This window comes from Enterobacter cloacae complex sp. P27C (assembly GCF_014895705.1).
GTDB classification, from domain to species: domain Bacteria; phylum Pseudomonadota; class Gammaproteobacteria; order Enterobacterales; family Enterobacteriaceae; genus Enterobacter; species Enterobacter bugandensis.
This window is the reverse complement of the sequence record NZ_JADBQB010000016.1, coordinates 19737-37496: the sequence shown is the minus strand read 5'-3', so window position 1 is coordinate 37496 and position 17760 is coordinate 19737. Positions and strand designations below refer to the sequence as shown.

Annotated in this window: 19 protein-coding genes; 14 read left to right on the top strand and 5 right to left on the bottom strand. The window is 56.1% G+C overall.

Annotated features, from left to right (window positions below; translation table 11 throughout):
• The first annotated feature begins 20 nt into the window (after positions 1 to 20).
• The 12 genes from IM291_RS21250 (at position 21) to trpS (ending at position 9989) form a co-directional block, all read left to right on the top strand.
• On the top strand, positions 21 to 797 hold the full coding sequence (locus IM291_RS21250) for a DNA utilization protein HofM (RefSeq protein WP_192987596.1): 777 nt from the start codon (positions 21 to 23) through the stop codon (positions 795 to 797).
• Complete coding sequence (locus IM291_RS21245) at positions 794 to 1288, top strand: PilN domain-containing protein (protein WP_059357235.1); 495 nt, start codon at positions 794 to 796, stop codon at positions 1286 to 1288. Before IM291_RS21250 ends, IM291_RS21245 begins: the two co-directional genes overlap by 4 nt.
• A gap of 3 nt (positions 1289 to 1291) precedes the next feature.
• On the top strand, positions 1292 to 1747 hold the full coding sequence (locus IM291_RS21240) for a HofO (protein WP_192987595.1): 456 nt from the start codon (positions 1292 to 1294) through the stop codon (positions 1745 to 1747).
• Positions 1737 to 2141 carry a HofP DNA utilization family protein gene (locus IM291_RS21235; RefSeq protein WP_048998973.1) on the top strand — a complete coding sequence of 135 codons (405 nt, stop codon included), beginning with the start codon at positions 1737 to 1739 and terminating at the stop codon, positions 2139 to 2141. The genes IM291_RS21240 and IM291_RS21235 overlap by 11 nt, the downstream gene beginning before the upstream one ends.
• Entirely contained in the window at positions 2053 to 3291 is a 1239-nt protein-coding gene (gene hofQ / locus IM291_RS21230; RefSeq protein ID WP_192987594.1) for a DNA uptake porin HofQ, read from the top strand. Before IM291_RS21235 ends, hofQ begins: the two co-directional genes overlap by 89 nt.
• Positions 3292 to 3577: 286 nt before the next feature.
• Positions 3578 to 4099: a shikimate kinase AroK gene (gene aroK, locus IM291_RS21225; RefSeq protein ID WP_003861630.1), complete on the top strand. Its 522-nt coding sequence runs from the start codon at positions 3578 to 3580 to the stop codon at positions 4097 to 4099.
• A gap of 57 nt (positions 4100 to 4156) precedes the next feature.
• Complete coding sequence (gene aroB / locus IM291_RS21220) at positions 4157 to 5245, top strand: 3-dehydroquinate synthase (RefSeq protein ID WP_192971932.1); 1089 nt, start codon at positions 4157 to 4159, stop codon at positions 5243 to 5245.
• A 92-nt stretch (positions 5246 to 5337) separates the two neighbouring features.
• The gene (gene damX, locus IM291_RS21215; protein ID WP_028014660.1) at positions 5338 to 6639 is read left to right on the top strand and encodes a cell division protein DamX; all 1302 of its coding nucleotides are present in this window, start codon (positions 5338 to 5340) and stop codon (positions 6637 to 6639) included.
• A 67-nt stretch (positions 6640 to 6706) separates the two neighbouring features.
• Positions 6707 to 7519, top strand: a complete 813-nt coding sequence (gene dam, locus IM291_RS21210) for an adenine-specific DNA-methyltransferase (protein WP_126327254.1) — start codon at positions 6707 to 6709, stop codon at positions 7517 to 7519.
• A 41-nt stretch (positions 7520 to 7560) separates the two neighbouring features.
• The gene (gene rpe / locus IM291_RS21205; protein WP_023333698.1) at positions 7561 to 8238 is read left to right on the top strand and encodes a ribulose-phosphate 3-epimerase; all 678 of its coding nucleotides are present in this window, start codon (positions 7561 to 7563) and stop codon (positions 8236 to 8238) included.
• Entirely contained in the window at positions 8231 to 8992 is a 762-nt protein-coding gene (gene gph / locus IM291_RS21200) for a phosphoglycolate phosphatase (RefSeq protein WP_192987593.1), read from the top strand. The genes rpe and gph overlap by 8 nt, the downstream gene beginning before the upstream one ends.
• Positions 8985 to 9989, top strand: a complete 1005-nt coding sequence (trpS, locus tag IM291_RS21195) for a tryptophan--tRNA ligase (RefSeq protein ID WP_028014657.1) — start codon at positions 8985 to 8987, stop codon at positions 9987 to 9989. Before gph ends, trpS begins: the two co-directional genes overlap by 8 nt.
• A gap of 72 nt (positions 9990 to 10061) precedes the next feature.
• Here the strand turns inward: trpS and IM291_RS21190 are convergent, their stop codons facing one another.
• The 5 genes from IM291_RS21190 to tsgA all read right to left on the bottom strand — a co-directional run bounded on the left by IM291_RS21190 (position 10062) and on the right by tsgA (position 16194).
• Entirely contained in the window at positions 10062 to 10232 is a 171-nt protein-coding gene (locus IM291_RS21190; protein WP_192987592.1) for a YhfL family protein, read from the bottom strand.
• Positions 10233 to 10376: 144 nt separating this feature from the next.
• Positions 10377 to 11750 (bottom strand): siroheme synthase CysG, encoded by a 1374-nt coding sequence (gene cysG / locus IM291_RS21185; RefSeq protein WP_028014655.1) that lies wholly within the window; start codon positions 11748 to 11750, stop codon positions 10377 to 10379.
• Between the two features lie 133 nt (positions 11751 to 11883).
• On the bottom strand, positions 11884 to 12210 hold the full coding sequence (nirD, locus tag IM291_RS21180) for a nitrite reductase small subunit NirD (protein ID WP_192971929.1): 327 nt from the start codon (positions 12208 to 12210) through the stop codon (positions 11884 to 11886).
• Positions 12207 to 14750, bottom strand: a complete 2544-nt coding sequence (gene nirB / locus IM291_RS21175) for a nitrite reductase large subunit NirB (protein ID WP_028014653.1) — start codon at positions 14748 to 14750, stop codon at positions 12207 to 12209. The genes nirD and nirB overlap by 4 nt, the downstream gene beginning before the upstream one ends.
• A 259-nt stretch (positions 14751 to 15009) precedes the next feature.
• Positions 15010 to 16194 (bottom strand): MFS transporter TsgA, encoded by a 1185-nt coding sequence (gene tsgA / locus IM291_RS21170; RefSeq protein ID WP_028014652.1) that lies wholly within the window; start codon positions 16192 to 16194, stop codon positions 15010 to 15012.
• 278 nt (positions 16195 to 16472) lie between these two features.
• On the opposite strand from tsgA, the gene ppiA reads away from it, so the two are divergent.
• On the top strand, positions 16473 to 17045 hold the full coding sequence (gene ppiA, locus IM291_RS21165) for a peptidylprolyl isomerase A (RefSeq protein WP_041911929.1): 573 nt from the start codon (positions 16473 to 16475) through the stop codon (positions 17043 to 17045).
• A 105-nt stretch (positions 17046 to 17150) separates the two neighbouring features.
• On the top strand, positions 17151 to 17735 hold the full coding sequence (locus IM291_RS21160) for a putative adenosine monophosphate-protein transferase Fic (protein WP_028014650.1): 585 nt from the start codon (positions 17151 to 17153) through the stop codon (positions 17733 to 17735).
• Positions 17736 to 17760 lie beyond the last annotated feature (25 nt).

Below are 17760 nucleotides of genomic sequence, written 5' to 3'. Positions count from 1 at the left end.
CGATAAGGAGATCGTGAAGCATGGCTTTCAAAACATGGCAAACGGGCGTTCATATTCAACAGGATAAGGTCCTGATTACGGCACTGGTCCGGGAGAGAGGCGGCTGGTGCTTACGCCGCTGGTGGGCCATTTCTCTGGCCGAAGGCATCATTCGTGACGGCAAAATTTGTCAGCCAGAAGCGCTGGCCGATGCCTTACGCGACTGGCGAAAAGCGCTCCCGCACTACCACCGGGTATTTCTCTCCTTTCCTGCTGCACGGACTCTGCAAAAAACGTTGCCCCGACCGTCTCTTGCATTGCGCGACAGCGAGCAGCTCTCGTGGATGGGGGCGGCGCTTTCGCGCGAACTGGAGATGTCGACAGAGTCCCTCTGTTTCGACTACACCCAGGACACCTTCAGCAATACGTTTCACGTGACTGCTGCACAAAACAAAGAGGTTGAAACGCTTCTTGATCTGGCGAAAACGCTACGTTTGCGGCTGGCGACCATCACCCCGGATGCCAGCGCGCTGGCGAACCTGCTGCCTGCGTTAGCGCCGACGCAGTGCGTCGCCTGGCGGGATGCGCATCACTGGCTGTGGGCTATGCGCCATCAGTGGGGGCGTCGTTATACCACTGAAGCAGAAAACGTCACTGAGCTGGCGGCGCTGCTGGCCCTCAACCAGAATGACATCGCGTTCTTTGATGCCGAACGAACCCCATGGGAAACGCTGCAGCGCTGGCATGCGCCTCTTCCCGAATGCGGGGCTGACTATACCGTCGCGCTGGCGCTGGCCATGAGCGAGGTGCCTGAATGAACGTGACCAACCTCCTGCCCTGGCGTCAGCAGCGGCGCGCGCGATGCCTGCGTTTCTGGGGCGGCGTATTTGTCGGCGCATTGCTGCTCATGCTGGTGACCGTTTTTAGCGTAAGGATGAATCATCTGGTAACGCTGCGCGCGCTGCAGGCTCAACTGGCGGGTACGCAGTTCGTGCAGCGTGGTCTTGTGTCTCGCCAGCGACCCACCGCAGAGGTGCAAAACCCTGCGGGCACGCCGCAGCACCGCGCATGGCAACCGGTGCTGGAGTCACTTTCTGAGGCCATGCCTGCGCAGGTATGGCTGACAGAGCTGCGTTATCAGCCTCCTGCTCTGATGTTGATCGGATATGCCACTACCCTGCAGGCGCTTTCTGCCTTGCGTAATGGGCTGGAGCACATAGACGGCTTTACGCCCGGTTCTGAGGGGGAACTCCGGCAGGATAGCCAGGGGCGCTGGATGTTCACTCTGCACCTGAAAAGCGAGGGGTAATGCGTGGAGACCTTGCTAGAACGCTGGTGTGAAAGTCGTCCCTGGTGTCGGCTGGTCTGCGGGGGGCTGGGTATTCTCCTGATGGGCCTGACAGCATGGGGTGTATTGCTCCGGCCAGCAGAGAGGCAGTGTGCGGATCAGCGGCAGCAGTTGAGCCAGGCGGCCAGGACTAACGCGTCGCTGTGGCCCACCGCCAGTCAGGTGCCGTTTAGCCCGCAAACCCGGACGGCACTGGAGATAAAGCCCTTTTCACCGCTCGATTTTCAGGGGGAGGGTACAAGGCTCCTTCACTGGAAGCCGTTGCAAAACGGCGGTGAACTGGCGCTGGAGGCGGAGTGGCAGGCGATCCCGCCTCTTTTTTCCCGGCTGGCGCAGCGGGATGTGCGGGTCGCTGCTTTTACGCTTGCGCCACAAAGTACGGCGTTACGCCTGAAGCTGGAGCTGGAACATGCGAAATAGCGCGAGATACCTGCTGGTTTGCTCGACGCTGCTGTTGACCGGCATGCGCGATCCGTTTCGCCCGCCGGACGACCCTTGTGCCACAGCCGAACTGGCACAGTGGCACTACCGCGGAATGGTGGGAGGGCAGCAGCGCGTTGGTATTTTGCTGGATGGGCAACGGCGCTGGCATCGTCTGAAAGAGCACGATCGTTTCCCGGCGGGCTGGCGGATAACGGCCATCAATGAAACGGAACTGGTTGTTGATGTGGGTGACACATGCGATCCCGAAGAATGGGCGTGGCAACGAGAAGGAAAGGATAAAAATGAAGTTAAGGATAGTGCTGTTGCTGCTGGCGTTCAGCCGCCCGCTGTGGGCAGTCGCGCCAAAGCCGGTCACGCTGGTGGTGGATGACGTGCCGGTGGTTCAGGTGCTACAGGCGCTGGTTGCGCAGGAGAACCGTAATCTGGTGGTATCGCCGGATGTCGGCGGCACGCTCTCGCTTAACCTGACGCGCGTTCCCTGGCGGCAGGCGTTACAGACGGTAGTCACCAGCGCCGGACTCGTTTTACGAGAGGAGAGCGGTATTTATTATGTCCATACCGCAGCCTGGCAGCGTGAACAGCGGGAACGTTTAGAGCAGGAGCGAGCGCGTCGACAGCTTGATGCTCCGCTGGTCTCGCACAGCATCCCATTTTCTTATGCGGATGCCGGAGAACTGCAAAAAGCGGCTGAAAAGCTCCTGAGCCCAAAGGGGAGTTTATCTGTCGACAAACGCACCAACCGTCTGCTCATCAGGGATAACCAGGCGGTGCTGGAGGCGCTGCAGCAGTGGGCGGCTCAGATGGATATTCCCGTCGAGCAGGTCGAACTGGCGGCGCACATTGTCACCATTAATGAAAAAAGCCTGCGAGAGTTGGGGGTGAAGTGGAATCTTGCCGAGGCCACTGAGGCGGGTAAGGTTGGACAGCTCACGACGCTTGGCAGCGATCTTTCCGTGGCCAGTGCTACCACGCATGTGGGGTTTAATATCGGGCGGATTAACGGCAGGCTGCTGGATCTGGAGCTCTCTGCGCTGGAGCAAAAACAGCAGGTCGATATCATTGCCAGCCCGCGGCTGCTGGCCTCGCACATGCAACCGGCCAGCATTAAGCAGGGGAGTGAGATCCCGTATCAGGTTTCAAGCGGTGAAAGCGGGGCGACCTCGGTGGAGTTCAAAGAGGCGGTACTCGGAATGGAGGTCACGCCGGTAGTATTGCCCGGTGGGCGCGTGCGCCTGAAGCTACACATCAGTGAAAACATGCCGGGACAGGTGCTGCAGCAGGCCGATGGCGAAACGCTTGCCATCGATAAACAGGAGATAGAAACCCAGGTGGAGGTAAAAAGTGGAGAAACGCTGGCGCTGGGGGGAATTTTCTCGCAAAAGAACAAAACCGGCAGTGACAGCGTGCCCGGGCTTGGGAGCATCCCCTGGTTGGGACACCTTTTTCGCCATGATGGAAAAGATAATGAGCGGCGTGAGTTAGTGGTGTTTATTACGCCACGTCTGGTCGGTATTCACTAACGGGTAACGATCCCCGCAATGATTTTGCATTCAGTTTGTTGCAGATGTTTGACGTGGGGCATGAATTAGCATACAAGGAGTACCGATTTGAGTTGGACTTACGTCTTATTACCTTATGCGTCCGGCGCGGTGATTTAATCAGTTGCCAAACAAGCCGGAGTATTGAGATAATTTTTAGTCTGACTCTCGCTCTATTGCATATGAGGTTTCAGTTCATGTCCTGCTACGCCGGGTGTCTGCGAAGCGGGGATTACCATTAACGAATAGTCTTAGTAGTACCGATAAAATGGCAGAGAAACGCAATATCTTTCTGGTTGGGCCTATGGGTGCCGGCAAAAGCACTATTGGGCGTCAGTTAGCTCAACAACTCAATATGGAATTTTACGATTCTGATCAAGAGATTGAGAAACGAACCGGAGCTGATGTGGGCTGGGTTTTCGATGTAGAAGGCGAAGAAGGTTTCCGTGACCGAGAAGAAAAAGTGATCAACGAACTCACGGAAAAACAGGGCATCGTACTGGCAACAGGCGGCGGCTCTGTGAAATCTCGCGAAACCCGCAACCGTCTCTCCGCCCGTGGCGTAGTGGTCTATCTTGAGACGACCATTGAGAAACAGCTGGCACGTACGCAGCGCGATAAAAAGCGCCCGCTGCTGCAGGTTGAAACGCCACCACGCGAAGTTCTGGAAGCGTTGGCCGACGAACGCAATCCCCTGTATGAAGAGATTGCCGATGTGACCATTCGTACTGACGATCAGAGCGCTAAAGTGGTTGCAAACCAGATTATTCATATGCTGGAAAGCAACTGATTCTGGCTTTATATACACTCGCCTGCGGGTAAAAGCATTAAAGGTGGATGTCGCGTCATGGAGAGGATTACAGTTACTCTCGGGAAACGTAGTTACCCTATCACCATCGCGGCTGGTTTGTTTAACGACCCAGCTTCCTTTTTACCACTAAAAGCGGGTGATCAGGCGATGCTGGTCACCAATGAGACGCTGGCTCCGCTTTATCTCGACCGCGTGCGCCACCTGCTTGAGCAGGCAGGCGTAAAAGTCGACAGTGTGATTCTGCCCGATGGCGAGCAGTATAAAAGCCTGACGGTACTTGATACCGTCTTTACCGCATTGCTGCAAAAACCGCACGGTCGCGATACAACACTGCTTGCCCTGGGCGGCGGTGTTGTGGGCGATCTGACCGGCTTTGCGGCCGCAAGCTATCAGCGTGGCGTCCGTTTTATTCAAATCCCGACCACGTTGCTGTCTCAGGTCGACTCCTCTGTCGGTGGCAAAACGGCAGTCAACCATCCTCTTGGCAAAAACATGATTGGCGCGTTCTACCAGCCTGCGTCGGTGGTGGTGGATCTCGACTGTCTGAAAACCCTGCCGAAACGCGAGCTGGCCTCTGGCCTGGCTGAAGTGATCAAATACGGCATTATTCTGGATGGCGAGTTCTTTAACTGGCTTGAAGAGAATATGGATGCGCTGCTGCGCCTGGATGAGGCGAAACTGGCATACTGCATTCGTCGTTGTTGTGAGCTGAAAGCAGAAGTTGTCGCGGCAGACGAGCGTGAAACCGGCTTACGTGCTTTACTGAATCTTGGGCATACGTTTGGCCACGCCATTGAAGCCGAAATGGGTTACGGCAACTGGCTGCACGGTGAAGCCGTCGCGGCTGGCATGGTCATGGCAGCCCGCACCTCTGAACGTCTTGGGCAGTTTAAACCGGAAGAGACGGCACGTATCATTGCGCTACTTGAACGTGCAGGTTTGCCGGTAACCGGGCCGCAGGAGATGTCGGCGCAGGCGTATTTACCCCACATGATGCGCGATAAAAAAGTATTGGCAGGTGAGATGCGTCTTGTACTCCCGCTTGCAATAGGGAAGAGTGAAGTGCGCGGCGGAGTGTCGCACGATGTCGTTCTTGGCGCCATTGCTGATTGCCAGCAGGCGTAACAACTAGAAAGGTCAGGCCACTGTTATCGGTGGTCGTTTAGCTTCAGGCGAAATGCAAAGACGTAGGCATAAGCCTTTGAGTGGGGTGTTAAATGGATGAATTCAAACCAGAAGACGAGCTGAAACCCGATCCCAGCGATCGTCGTACTGGTCGTTCTCGTCAATCTTCAGAACGTGATAACGAGCCGCAGATCAACTTTGACGATGTTGATCTGGATGCAGACGATCGTCGCCCTTCGCGCAGCCGCAACGCGCGTGATGAGCGAGAAGAAGAGGATTATGAGTCCGAAGAAGATTCAATGGACGAACAGCCTGTAGAGCGTCGCCCGCGTAAACGTAAAAAAGCCGCTGCGCAGAAACCGGCCTCCCGTCAGTACATCATGATGGGACTTGGCGTTCTGGTGCTTGTGCTGCTGATTGTTGGCATTGGCTCCGCGCTGAAAGCACCGTCCACCAACTCAACCGATCAAACCGCCTCCGCAGAGAAGAGCATCAACCTCTCCGGTAATGATGCGACGGATCAGGCGAATGGTGCACAGCCAGCGCCGGGCACCACTTCCGCTGAGCAGACTGCCAGCAACACAACGACGCCGCAGGATGTTTCTCTGCCGCCCGTTTCATCAACGCCTGCTCAGGGCCAGGCACCTGTCACGCCCGAAGGCCAGCAGCGTGTTGAAGTTCAGGGAGACCTGAACAATGCGCTGATGCAGCCGCAAAACCAGCAGCAGGTTGATAACGTTGTGGTTAACTCTACGCTGCCAACTGAACCTGCAACCGTCGCACCGATCCACGGTGCTACCGCGCAGCCGCAGACGGCAGCAACGGAAACTAAACCGCGCCAGACGCAAACTGCGACGCGTCCTGAACGTAAGCAGGCGGTCATTGAGCCGAAGCGTGAAACCAAGCCTCAGGCCGTGGTAAAAGCGCCTGAAGTGAAAGCCGCACCGGCACAGCCGAAACGCACTGAAACGGCTGCCGTGAGCGAGCCGGCCAAAGCGCCAGTCACGCAGACTGCGCCGAAAGCGACGGCAACCACAACGGCACCTGCTGCCACCGCTGCGCCTGCCGCGACGGCGACGGCTTCCAGTGCTGCAGCAGGTAAAACAGCTGGCAACGTCGGTTCGCTGAAATCTGCACCGTCCAGCAACTACACGCTGCAGTTGAGCAGTTCGTCTAACTATGACAACCTCAACGGCTGGGCGAAGAAATCGAATCTGAAAAACTACGTGGTTTATCAGACGACCCGTAACGGACAGCCGTGGTACGTGCTGGTGAGCGGTGTGTATGCTTCTAAAGATGAAGCGAAGCGCGCCGTGGCGACACTGCCAGCAGACGTTCAGGCGAAAAACCCGTGGGCGAAGCCGATTCATCAGGTGCAGGCCGATCTGAAGTAATGTTTAAAGCGCAGGATGCTGTCGGAGCTTTCTCCACAGCCGGAGAAGGTGTAATCAGTTAGTCAGCATGAAAAAAAATCGCGCTTTTCTGAAATGGGCAGGGGGGAAATACCCCCTGCTCGATGATATTAAAAAGCACCTGCCAAAAGGCGAGTGTCTTATCGAGCCCTTCGTGGGTGCGGGATCGGTGTTCCTGAACACCGATTTTTCTCGTTATATCCTGGCGGATATCAACAGCGACCTTATCAGCCTTTATAACATCGTTAAGCTGCGTACCGATGAGTATGTGGAAGAGGCGCGCAAGCTGTTTACGCCAGAGAACAACAGCCCTGACGTTTACTATCAGTTCCGCACGGAATTTAATCAGAGCCAGGATCCGTTCCGCCGCGCGCTGCTGTTCCTTTACCTCAACCGTCATGGTTACAACGGCCTGTGCCGGTATAATCTGCGCGGCGAATTTAACGTGCCGTTTGGTCGTTATAAGCGCCCGTACTTCCCGCAGGACGAGCTGTATCATTTTGCGAACAAAGCGCAGAATGCAGAGTTCCACTGCCTCTCCTATGAAGAGTGCATGGAACTGGCAGGCGTAAACTCGGTGGTCTACTGCGATCCGCCTTATGCGCCGCTGTCTGCGACGGCGAACTTCACCGCCTACCACACCAATAGCTTCAGCCCGGCCGAACAGGCCCGCCTGGCGGAGATGGCGGAAAAACTGGTCAGCAAAAGAATTCCGGTGTTAATTTCAAATCACGATACCCCTGATACGCGCGAATGGTACAAAGCCGCGAAGCATTTTCAGGTTAAGGTGCGGCGTAGCATTAGCAGCAACGGCGGCACACGTAAAAAGGTGGACGAACTCCTGGCTCTTTATCGCCCCTGAGCCGTTTTGCCCGCCGGTAAACACATTTCAAGGAGATGCGGATGAAACAGTTTTTGATTGCCCCCTCAATTCTGTCGGCCGATTTTGCCCGCCTGGGTGAAGACACGGCGGAAGCTCTCGCAGCTGGCGCAGATGTCGTCCATTTCGACGTTATGGATAACCACTACGTTCCCAATCTGACCATCGGTCCGATGGTGCTCAAGGCCCTGCGTAACTACGGCATTACCGCACCGATCGACGTTCACCTGATGGTGAAGCCTGTCGACCGCATCGTGCCTGACTTCGCCGCAGCGGGCGCCAGCATTATCACTTTCCATCCGGAAGCCTCCGAGCACGTTGACCGCACGCTGCAGCTGATCAAAGAGAACGGCTGTAAGGCGGGGCTGGTGTTTAACCCGGCAACACCCTTGAGCTATCTCGATTACGTGATGGACAAGCTGGACGTGATTTTGCTGATGTCCGTTAACCCGGGCTTTGGCGGCCAGTCGTTCATCCCTCACACGCTGGATAAGCTGCGCGAAGTGCGCCGTCGCATTGACGAGTCTGGCTATGATATTCGTCTGGAAGTGGACGGCGGTGTGAAAGTGAATAATATTGGCGAAATTGCGGCAGCGGGCGCGGATATGTTCGTTGCAGGTTCGGCAATTTTCGACCAACCGGATTACAAAAAAGTCATTGATGAAATGCGCCGCGAGCTGGCGAAGGTAAGTCATGGATAAATTGCAGGCAATTCGGGGTGTGGCATTCGACCTCGACGGCACGCTGGTGGACAGCGCACCGGGCTTAACGAGCGCCGTCGATCGGGCGCTGTATGCACTGGAACTGCCCGTTGCGGGCGAAGATCGTGTGATTACGTGGATTGGCAACGGTGCCGATGTCCTGATGGAGCGCGCGTTGACGTGGGCTCGTCAGGAACGCGCGTCGCAACGTTCCGCGCAGGGGAAACCAAGCGTCGATCACGCCGATATCCCGCAGGATGAGCAACTGCGTATTCTGCGCAAACTGTTCGATCGCTTCTACGAAGAGGCCGTCGAGGAGGGAAGCTTCCTGTTCCCGGACGTCCAGGAAACTCTGAGCGTGCTGCACGCGAAAGGCATCCCGCTGGGACTGGTGACCAACAAGCCGACGCCGTTTGTTGCGCCGCTGTTGGAGGCGCTCAATATCGCGAAATATTTCTCCGTGATTGTAGGCGGGGATGACGTGCAGAACAAAAAACCGCATCCGGAGCCGCTGTTGCTGGTGGCAGGAAAATTATCCTTAACGCCTGCGGAGCTGCTCTTTGTCGGGGATTCGCGTAATGATATTCTGGCTGCCCGAGCGGCGGGGTGTCCTTCCGTCGGTTTAACCTATGGCTACAACTACGGTGAGGCCATTACGCTGAGTGAGCCGGATGTTGTGTTCGACCACTTCAAAGATTTGTTGCCCGCACTCGGGCTTTCGCACAGTGAACATCAGGAATTGAATAATGACTAAGCCCATCGTTTTTAGTGGCGCACAGCCTTCAGGTGAATTGACCATTGGTAACTACATGGGTGCGTTGCGTCAGTGGGTCAGCATGCAGGATGACTACCATTGCATTTACTGCATCGTAGATTTGCACGCTATCACCGCGCGTCAGGATCCTGAGAAGCTGCGCAAAGCCACCCTGGACACCCTGGCCCTCTATCTGGCCTGCGGTATCGATCCTGAAAAGAGCACCATTTTCGTTCAGTCTCACGTGCCGGAGCATGCGCAGCTGGGCTGGGCGCTGAACTGCTATACCTATTTCGGCGAGCTGAGCCGCATGACCCAGTTCAAGGATAAGTCTGCCCGCTACTCTGAAAACATCAACGCTGGCCTGTTCGACTATCCGGTGCTGATGGCGGCCGATATCCTGTTGTACCAGACCAACCAGGTGCCGGTGGGTGAAGACCAGAAGCAGCACCTGGAGCTGAGCCGTGATATCGCCCAGCGCTTTAACGCGCTTTACGGCGACGTATTCAAAGTGCCAGAGCCGTTTATTCCGAAATCCGGCGCGCGAGTGATGTCGCTGCTGGAGCCAACCAAGAAGATGTCCAAGTCTGACGATAACCGCAACAACGTTATCGGCCTGTTGGAAGATCCGAAATCGGTGGTGAAAAAGCTCAAGCGCGCGGTCACCGACTCCGACGAGCCGCCTGTGGTGCGCTACGACGTGCAGAACAAAGCGGGCGTCTCCAACCTGCTGGACATTCTCTCCGGCGTGACCGGCCAGAGCATTCCCGAGCTGGAAAAACACTTCGAAGGCAAGATGTACGGCCACCTGAAGGGTGAAGTGGCAGAGGCGGTTTCCGGCATGCTGACCGAGCTGCAGGAGCGCTACAACCGCTACCGTAACGACGAAGCCTTCCTGCAGAAGGTGATGAAAGACGGCGCGGAAAAAGCCAGCGCGCGCGCGTCCGAAACCCTGAAAGCGGTGTACGAGGCGATTGGGTTTGTGGCGAAACCTTAAGCCGGCACCCGACAAATACGGACTCAATAAAAAAACCGGGAAATCCCCGGTTTTTTTACGCCTGAAAAACGCTTACTGCTGTGCCGCCGGGCCGCAACCGCCGATGATCTTCGAAATGGAGATCGCCGGGTGCAGCAGGTAATCGTAGCTGCAGTTATTTTTAGTATTTTGAACGTGACCGGTGCAGGCGGTCAGCGTCGATAACAGGCCAACCAGAACGGTGGCTTTTGCCAGCTTGAACATACGCATTCCTTGTCTAAAAATCTTAAATTGGATGTAACACGAGGGAATAAATGGAAAAGTTCCACTATGCGAGCGGTATGTTATCGACTGAGGTATGAAGGGAGTAGTCCGCTTAAGGACTACTCGAAGGAGGGAGAATATGCGTTAGTGATTCGAGAACCAGTTCAGCTTATCGCGCAGTTCAACCACGCGACCCACCACAATCAGCGCCGGGCTTTCGACCTGCTGCGCCAGCTCACCGAGCTGCGTCAGCGCGCCATTCACCACGCGCTGCTTGATTGACGTCCCGTTTTCCACCAGCGCAACGGGCATATCAGCCTCCATGCCGTGCTCCAGCAGTTTCGCCTGGATAGTGGCGGCCTGGTTCAGCCCCATGTAGAACACCAGCGTCTGCTTTTCAGCGGCCAGGTTATGCCAGTCCAGCTCGCTGCCGGTTTTCAGGTGGCCCGTGACCAGACGCACGCTCTGGGCGTAGTCGCGATGGGTCAACGGAATGCCTGAGTAGGCTGAACAGCCGGACGCCGCCGTTATGCCCGGCACCACGGAGAACGGAATGCCTGCATTGCACAGGGTTTCCAGCTCCTCGCCGCCGCGGCCAAAGATAAACGGATCGCCGCCCTTAAGGCGCACCACGCGTTTTCCCTTTTGCGCTTCTCGCAGCAGGATCTGGTTAATCTCCTCCTGCGGCACGCAGTGGTAGCCTGCCCGTTTACCGACGAAGACGCGGTCGGCGTCGCGGCGCACCAGGTTCATGATGTCATCGGAGACCAGGCGGTCATACACCACGATATCCGCCTGCTGGATCTGCTGGAGCCCTTTCAGGGTCAGTAAACCCGCATCTCCCGGACCAGCCCCGACCAGCACCACTTCACCTCGGTGATCCAGCGGCTCGCTCAGCAGCTGCTCGGTCGTCTCTTCAACCGCTTTCGCGTCCTGATTCGCCAGTGACTGCGCCAGCCTGTCGTTAACGAAAAATTTCTCCCAGAAGCGACGACGCTCACCCACGGTTGAGAAGGTTTGCTTCACGCGGGAGCGAAGTTGCCCGGCGTAGTGGGCTATCTGGCCGAGATGCTGCGGCAAAATAGCTTCCAGTTTTTCCCGCAGCAGGCGGGCAAGTACGGGCGAGCGGCCGCCGGAAGACACCGCGATCATCAGCGGTGAACGGTCGATAATCGACGGCATGATAAAGCTCGCCTCTTTCGGCGCATCCACCACGTTACAGAAGATCCGGCGCGCTTCGCAGGCGTCGCTGACGCGCTGGTTCACTTCATCGTCATCCGTCGCGGCAATGGTCAGCCAGCAGGTATCCAGCAGGGACTCATCAAACTCCCCCTGCACCAGCGTGAGCATCCCTTCCTGCGCCCAGACGTCAAACTGCGGAGCGAAGGTGAGGGCATTGACGGTCAGTCGGGCTCCAGCATCCAGCAACAGGCGCGCTTTGCGTTCAGCCACATCGCCGCCGCCTACAAGCAGGCAGTCGCGATGGCGTAATTGACAAAAAATCGGCAGGTGGTCCACGACGTTACCTCACAGCATTCAAGGAGGGGTAAGAATTGACGTCAGGATAACAGCAGGAATCGTACAGAACATACGGTTTTTCCTGCCGTTACCCATAAGGGGTCATAAGCCTTTCCTATTGGAAGGCGGAGGGTTACGCTTTGAGCTGCACCTTGCCGTCCTTCACTCGGGCGTCGTAGTGCTTCACGGAGAAGCTTTCATCTTCCATGCAGTGCCCGTCGGTTAAGCGGAAACGCTGCTTTTTCAGCGGGCTGGCGACCCACAGCTCACCTTGATGTTCAGCAATCAGACCGCGGGAGAGCACGCTGGCCTCAAAGAACGGATCGATATTGCTGATGGCAAAGACCTGTTCATCGTGGCGAGGGCGGAAAATAGCTACCTGCTCGTTACACAGCAAAGCACAGACGCCGGTTGCTGGCAGAATGTCGTTAATGTTGCAGATGTTTACCCACTGGCTCATGCGTTTTCCTCCACCAGCATCACCGGAATGCGTTCATACGGGGTTGCAGGACGATGCTGTTCGCGCTCCGGCACTACCTGCACGTTCGGGTCGCGCTGGGTGCTGTTGATAAAGTGTTTGAAGCGCGTCTGCGCCGCCGGGGTGTTGACGGTTTCGGTCCACTCGCAGATCACCGCCTCGCGCAGGCGAGCCATCTCGGATTCCAGCTGTTCGTTCAGACCCAGCTTGTCATCAATGATGACCGACTTCAGGTAGTCGATACCGCCTTCGAGATTATCCAGCCAGGAAGCGGTACGGGTCAGCTTATCGGCGGTACGGATGTAGAACATCATGAAGCGGTCGAGATACTGGATCAGCGTGTCGCGATCGAGATCCGCCGCCAGCAGGTCGGCGTGGCGTGGTTTCATCCCGCCATTGCCGCACACGTACAGGTTCCAGCCTTTCTCGGTGGCGATGATCCCTACGTCTTTACCCTGCGCTTCCGCACATTCACGGGTACAGCCGGAGACGCCGAACTTCATTTTGTGCGGGGTACGGATGCCTTTGTAGCGGTTTTCCAGCTCGACGCCGAATCCCACGCTGTCGCCCACGCCGTAGCGGCACCAGGTGCTGCCCACGCAGGTTTTCGCCATACGCAGCGCTTTGGCATACGCGTGACCGGTTTCGAAGCCCGCTTCAATCAACTGACGCCAGATTTCCGGCAGGTCATCCTTCTGCGCGCCAAACAGGCCGATACGCTGGGAACCGGTGATTTTGGTGTACAGATTAAATTCACGGGCGATACGGCCCACGGCGACCAGCCCTTCCGGGGTGATTTCGCCACCGGCGGAACGCGGAATGACGGAGTAAGTACCGTCTTTCTGGATGTTCGCCAGGAAGTTATCGTTGGTGTCCTGCAGCGGCGTGTGTTCTGGTTTGAGCACGTACTCATTCCAGCAGGACGCCAGCAGGGAGCCGACGGTCGGTTTACACACTTCACAGCCGTAACCCTGGCCGTGTTTCTCCAGCAGTTCGTCGAAGGACTTGATGCCTTCCACGCGGATCAGATGGTACAGCTCCTGGCGAGAGTAGGCGAAGTGCTCGCACAGGTTGTTGTTCACTTCGATGCCCTGTTTCGCCAGTTCAGCGTTCAGCACCTGAGTCACCAGTGGAATACAGCCGCCGCAGCCGGTACCGGCTTTGGTTTCGGCCTTCAGCGCCGCAACGGTGTGGCAGCCTTTGTTGATGGCGGAGATCAGCATGCCTTTGGTGACGTCGAAGCAGGAGCAAATCTGCGCGCTGTCCGGCAGTTTATCTACGCCGATAGATGGTTTACCGCTGGATGCGTGCGCCGGCAGGATCAGCGCGTCCGGGTTTTCCGGCAGTTCAATCGCGTTCAGCACCAGCTGGAGCAGGTTACCGAAGTCGCTGGTATCGCCCACCAGCACCGCACCGAGCAGGGTTTTGTTGTCCTGGCTGACGATAAGGCGTTTGTAGACCTCTTTGCTTTCGTCCAGATAGACGTAGCTGCGGGAGTTCGGGGTGCGGCCATGGGCATCGCCGATACCGCCTACGTCCACGCCCAGCAGCTTCAGCTTGGCGCTCATGTCTGCGCCGGTGAAGGCGTTTTCGCTGCCGAGGATATGGTCCACGGCGACCTGCGCCATTTTGTATCCTGGTGCCACCAGACCGTATACCCGGTTATTCCAGCTGGCGCACTCGCCAATGGCGTAGATATCCGGATCGGAGGTCTGGCAGGTATCGTTAATCATGATCCCGCCGCGCTGGGCTACGGCCAGGCCGCACTGCGTGGCGAGCTTGTCGCGCGGACGAATACCGGTGGAGAAGACGATGAAGTCCACTTCCAGCTCGCTGCCGTCGGCAAAGCGCATGGTTTTACGCGCTTCTGTGCCTTCCTGCACGATCTCTTTGGTGTTCTTGCTGGTGTGAACCTTCACACCCATGCTTTCGATTTTACGACGCAGCTGGTCGCCGCCCATGTGGTCCAGCTGTTCCGCCATCAGCATCGGGGCAAATTCGATAACGTGGGTTTCAACGCCGAGGTTTTTCAGCGCGCCTGCCGCTTCCAGGCCCAGCAGGCCACCGCCAACAACCGCACCGCGTTTGCTTCGACGTGCGCAGGATTCAATGGCGTTGAGGTCTTCAATGGTACGGTAAACGAAGCAATCCTGGGTTTCCGACCCTTTAATCGGCGGGATCCACGGATACGAGCCAGTCGCCATGATCAGCTTATCGTAAAAAACCGTACGCCCGGCGCTGGAGTGGATCACTTTCTCCTGACGGTTGATGGTGATAGCGCGTTCGCCCACCAGCACTTTTACGCCATGCTTCTCGTAGAAACCTTCGCGCACCAGAGAGAGCTCTTCGGCGGTATGGTGAGAGAAGTAGGAAGACAAGTGCACACGGTCGTACGCCTTGCGGGGTTCTTCACAGAACACGGTAATATCGAACTGGTCAGCATCGGCTTTATCGAGAAGATCCTCAATAAAGCGGTGGCCGACCATGCCGTTACCGATGATAGCGAGTCTGACTTTGCTCATTTTTGCCTCGATTTCTTTTCTATTACTGCCTACCTTAACGATTCAGCAGGGACACTTATTGATGCAAATCAAATACGCCTTCACCTACCCCTTAGTGGGTATATCTATGATTTGTCAGGTTTTTTATAAGTAACGGATAATGTTTGATTTTTGTGCTTGCTTGTTTTTCGCACAAATTTGACGGGGTTTTTACGAATCGGCAGTCAGAGCGGGTAAGCAGGGTAAAACCCCTTTGCAGAACGCAAAGGGGTTTTGACGATTAGTGGGTAGCCGTTGCCGTATTGTGCTGGCGGTGACGGGTCACGAAGCCCAGAATGAAACACATGATAAACACCACGGCATACAGACCGTTAGCGGTGTGCAGCGCGGCCAGCGGGCCGCTGTGCGCCACAATCGGGCCCGTGACCACGAAGGTCAGCATGGTGCCGATGGTGCCGCAGGTCAGCACGAAGTTCACCAGTTTTGGCGAAGCCACTTTGGTCTGCAGGGAGCCCAGGGTGATGATTGAGGTGTAAATCGCGCTGGAGAAGAAGCCCAGGGTCAGGATGAACCATGGCATATGCTCCGGGGAACCGTTGATGAACAGATACATCAGCACGGTCGCCAGACCCGCCAGGACGGTCAGAATACGTTGCAGGTCGAAGAAGCGCAGGATGAAGCTAAAGGCCCACATGCCGAACATGTAAGACATCCAGAAATCGCTCACCAGTTTGCCCGCGTCGTTCAGGCTCATGCCCAGACCTTTGGCGTATTCAGGTACCCACGAGATAAAGCCCAACTGACCGAGGATGTAGCACAGGGCGGCAATGGAGAGGAACAGCACGCCGATACCCCATTTTTCCTTCGCCACCGGCTCTGAGGTGGTCTGCGCTTTTTTGCCCAGCACCGGGAAGTCACAGCCGAAGGTCAGAATGAAGATCGCGACATAGACCAGACCGATACAGGCGTATACCCAGTACCATTCAATACTGCGCGCGAGCAGATACGCGGCGACCATCGGGAAAATCATCCCGGCCATGCTGAAGAAGGAGTCGGTAAACAGCAGGCGCGCGCCGCGCTGGCGGCCTTCATACATGTGCGTAATAAGGAACGTACCGATCGACATCGTGATCCCGCTGACCAGGCCCAGCACGAACATGGCGGCGGAGAACAGGGCGATGCTGTGGCTCAACATCAGGCCCGCCACGGCGGCAACCATCAGCACGAAGCCGAAGCGCAGCTGGGTTTTCAGCGGGACGATTTCCATCAGCCAGGCATTCAGGAAGATTGAGATCAGGATCCCCGCGTTGAGGAAGGTGAAGGTGTTACTCATGCTGGAAACGGGCAGCTGGAAGTAGTCTGCGATATTTCCCATCACCATCCCGGTGACGATCACCAACGCGCCGGTCAGGGCGTAGGAGAAGAAGCTTATCCATGTGAGCTTGATGCGATTGCTGTTAGTCATGTCTGGCCTGTTCAGAAAAAGAAAAGCGCCGGGAGGGCGCTGAGAGCGGGCAGATTTTAGTCGCTAAAGTGATCTATTCCTATCTTTTAAGGGAAATGAATATGCCATTGCAGGTTTTAGTGTGATCTAAGTCACACTAAATGGCGGTATAACCAATCGTTTGCGCAGTAATAATTGTTTCAATTTCGTAAAATTAGGTAAAAGGCTGGTCTCGGTTCATACTGCTCTTTAGAATCAAGCCATTCGCTTTTTATACTGCGCTTTGTTAAGGAATTCTCATGCTCAAATCAACACTGGCGGCTGTCGCAGCTGTGTTTGCTCTTTCTGCCGTTTCCCCTGCTGCGCTGGCAGCCAAAGGGGACCCTCACGTTCTGCTGACCACCTCTGCCGGGAACATTGAGCTGGAACTAAATAGCCAGAAAGCTCCGGTTTCTGTGAAAAACTTCCTCGACTATGTGAACAGTGGTTTCTATAACAACACCACCTTCCACCGCGTGATCCCTGGCTTCATGATTCAGGGCGGCGGCTTCAACGAGCAGATGCAGCAGAAACAGCCTAACCCACCCATCAAAAACGAAGCGGACAACGGCCTGCTGAACAAGCGCGGCACCATCTCCATGGCGCGCACGGCGGATAAAGACAGCGCCACCAGCCAGTTCTTCCTCAACGTGGCGGATAACGCTTTCCTCGACCACGGCCAGCGCGACTTCGGCTATGCGGTCTTCGGTAAAATTGTGAAAGGGATGGACGTGGCGGACAAAATCTCTCAGGTTCAGACCCACGATGTCGGTCCATACCAGAATGTGCCGTCTAAACCTGTCGTTATCATCTCTGCAAAAGTTCTGCCGTAATCCTCTTTGGCACGGGCGATCCTCGCCCGTGTTGTGACCCCTCCCTGCGAAAGCGCGTTTTGCTGCTTATACTTGTGGCAAACGGACTATTCAGGGAGGCGTTAAGTGAAAAAACTCACCGATAAGCAAAAATCCCGTCTCTGGGAGCAACAGCGTAACGTCAATTTTCAGGCCAGTTGTCTCCTTGAAAAAGGTAATGGTCCTTCAGAGCCCGGCATTGAGACGCTGGAGCTTGGGCCTTCAGCGCCCGGGCTACCGCATCTGTGCCTCATTCATCGCCATCTGTATCACAGAGAGATGAAGCAGGCAGGCGAATTCCGTACCGACGATATCTTTAAGGGTGACATTCCCTTCTGCCATTTTGAGTACATCGAGACGATGGGTAACGAACTGATGGCAGCGCTGGAAAGTGATAAGTATCTCGTGGGTCTTGAAAAAGCGGCGTTTGTTGAAAAAGTGAGCCATTACTACTGTGAAATCAACATGCTGCATCCCTTTATGCGCGGTAATGGCATTGCTCAGCGCGTCTTCTTTGAGCAGCTGGCCATCCACGCGAATTACGCGCTGGACTGGCGGGATATTGATCCCGAGCAGTGGGTGGCGGCGAACCGAAGCGGTGCCACGGGCGATTTGACCGCGCTGAGCGCTATCTTTGCCAAAGTAGTGAGCGAAGCGCGGGAATCTGAGTAGAATAGGGCGGCATTTTTTTCGGGAG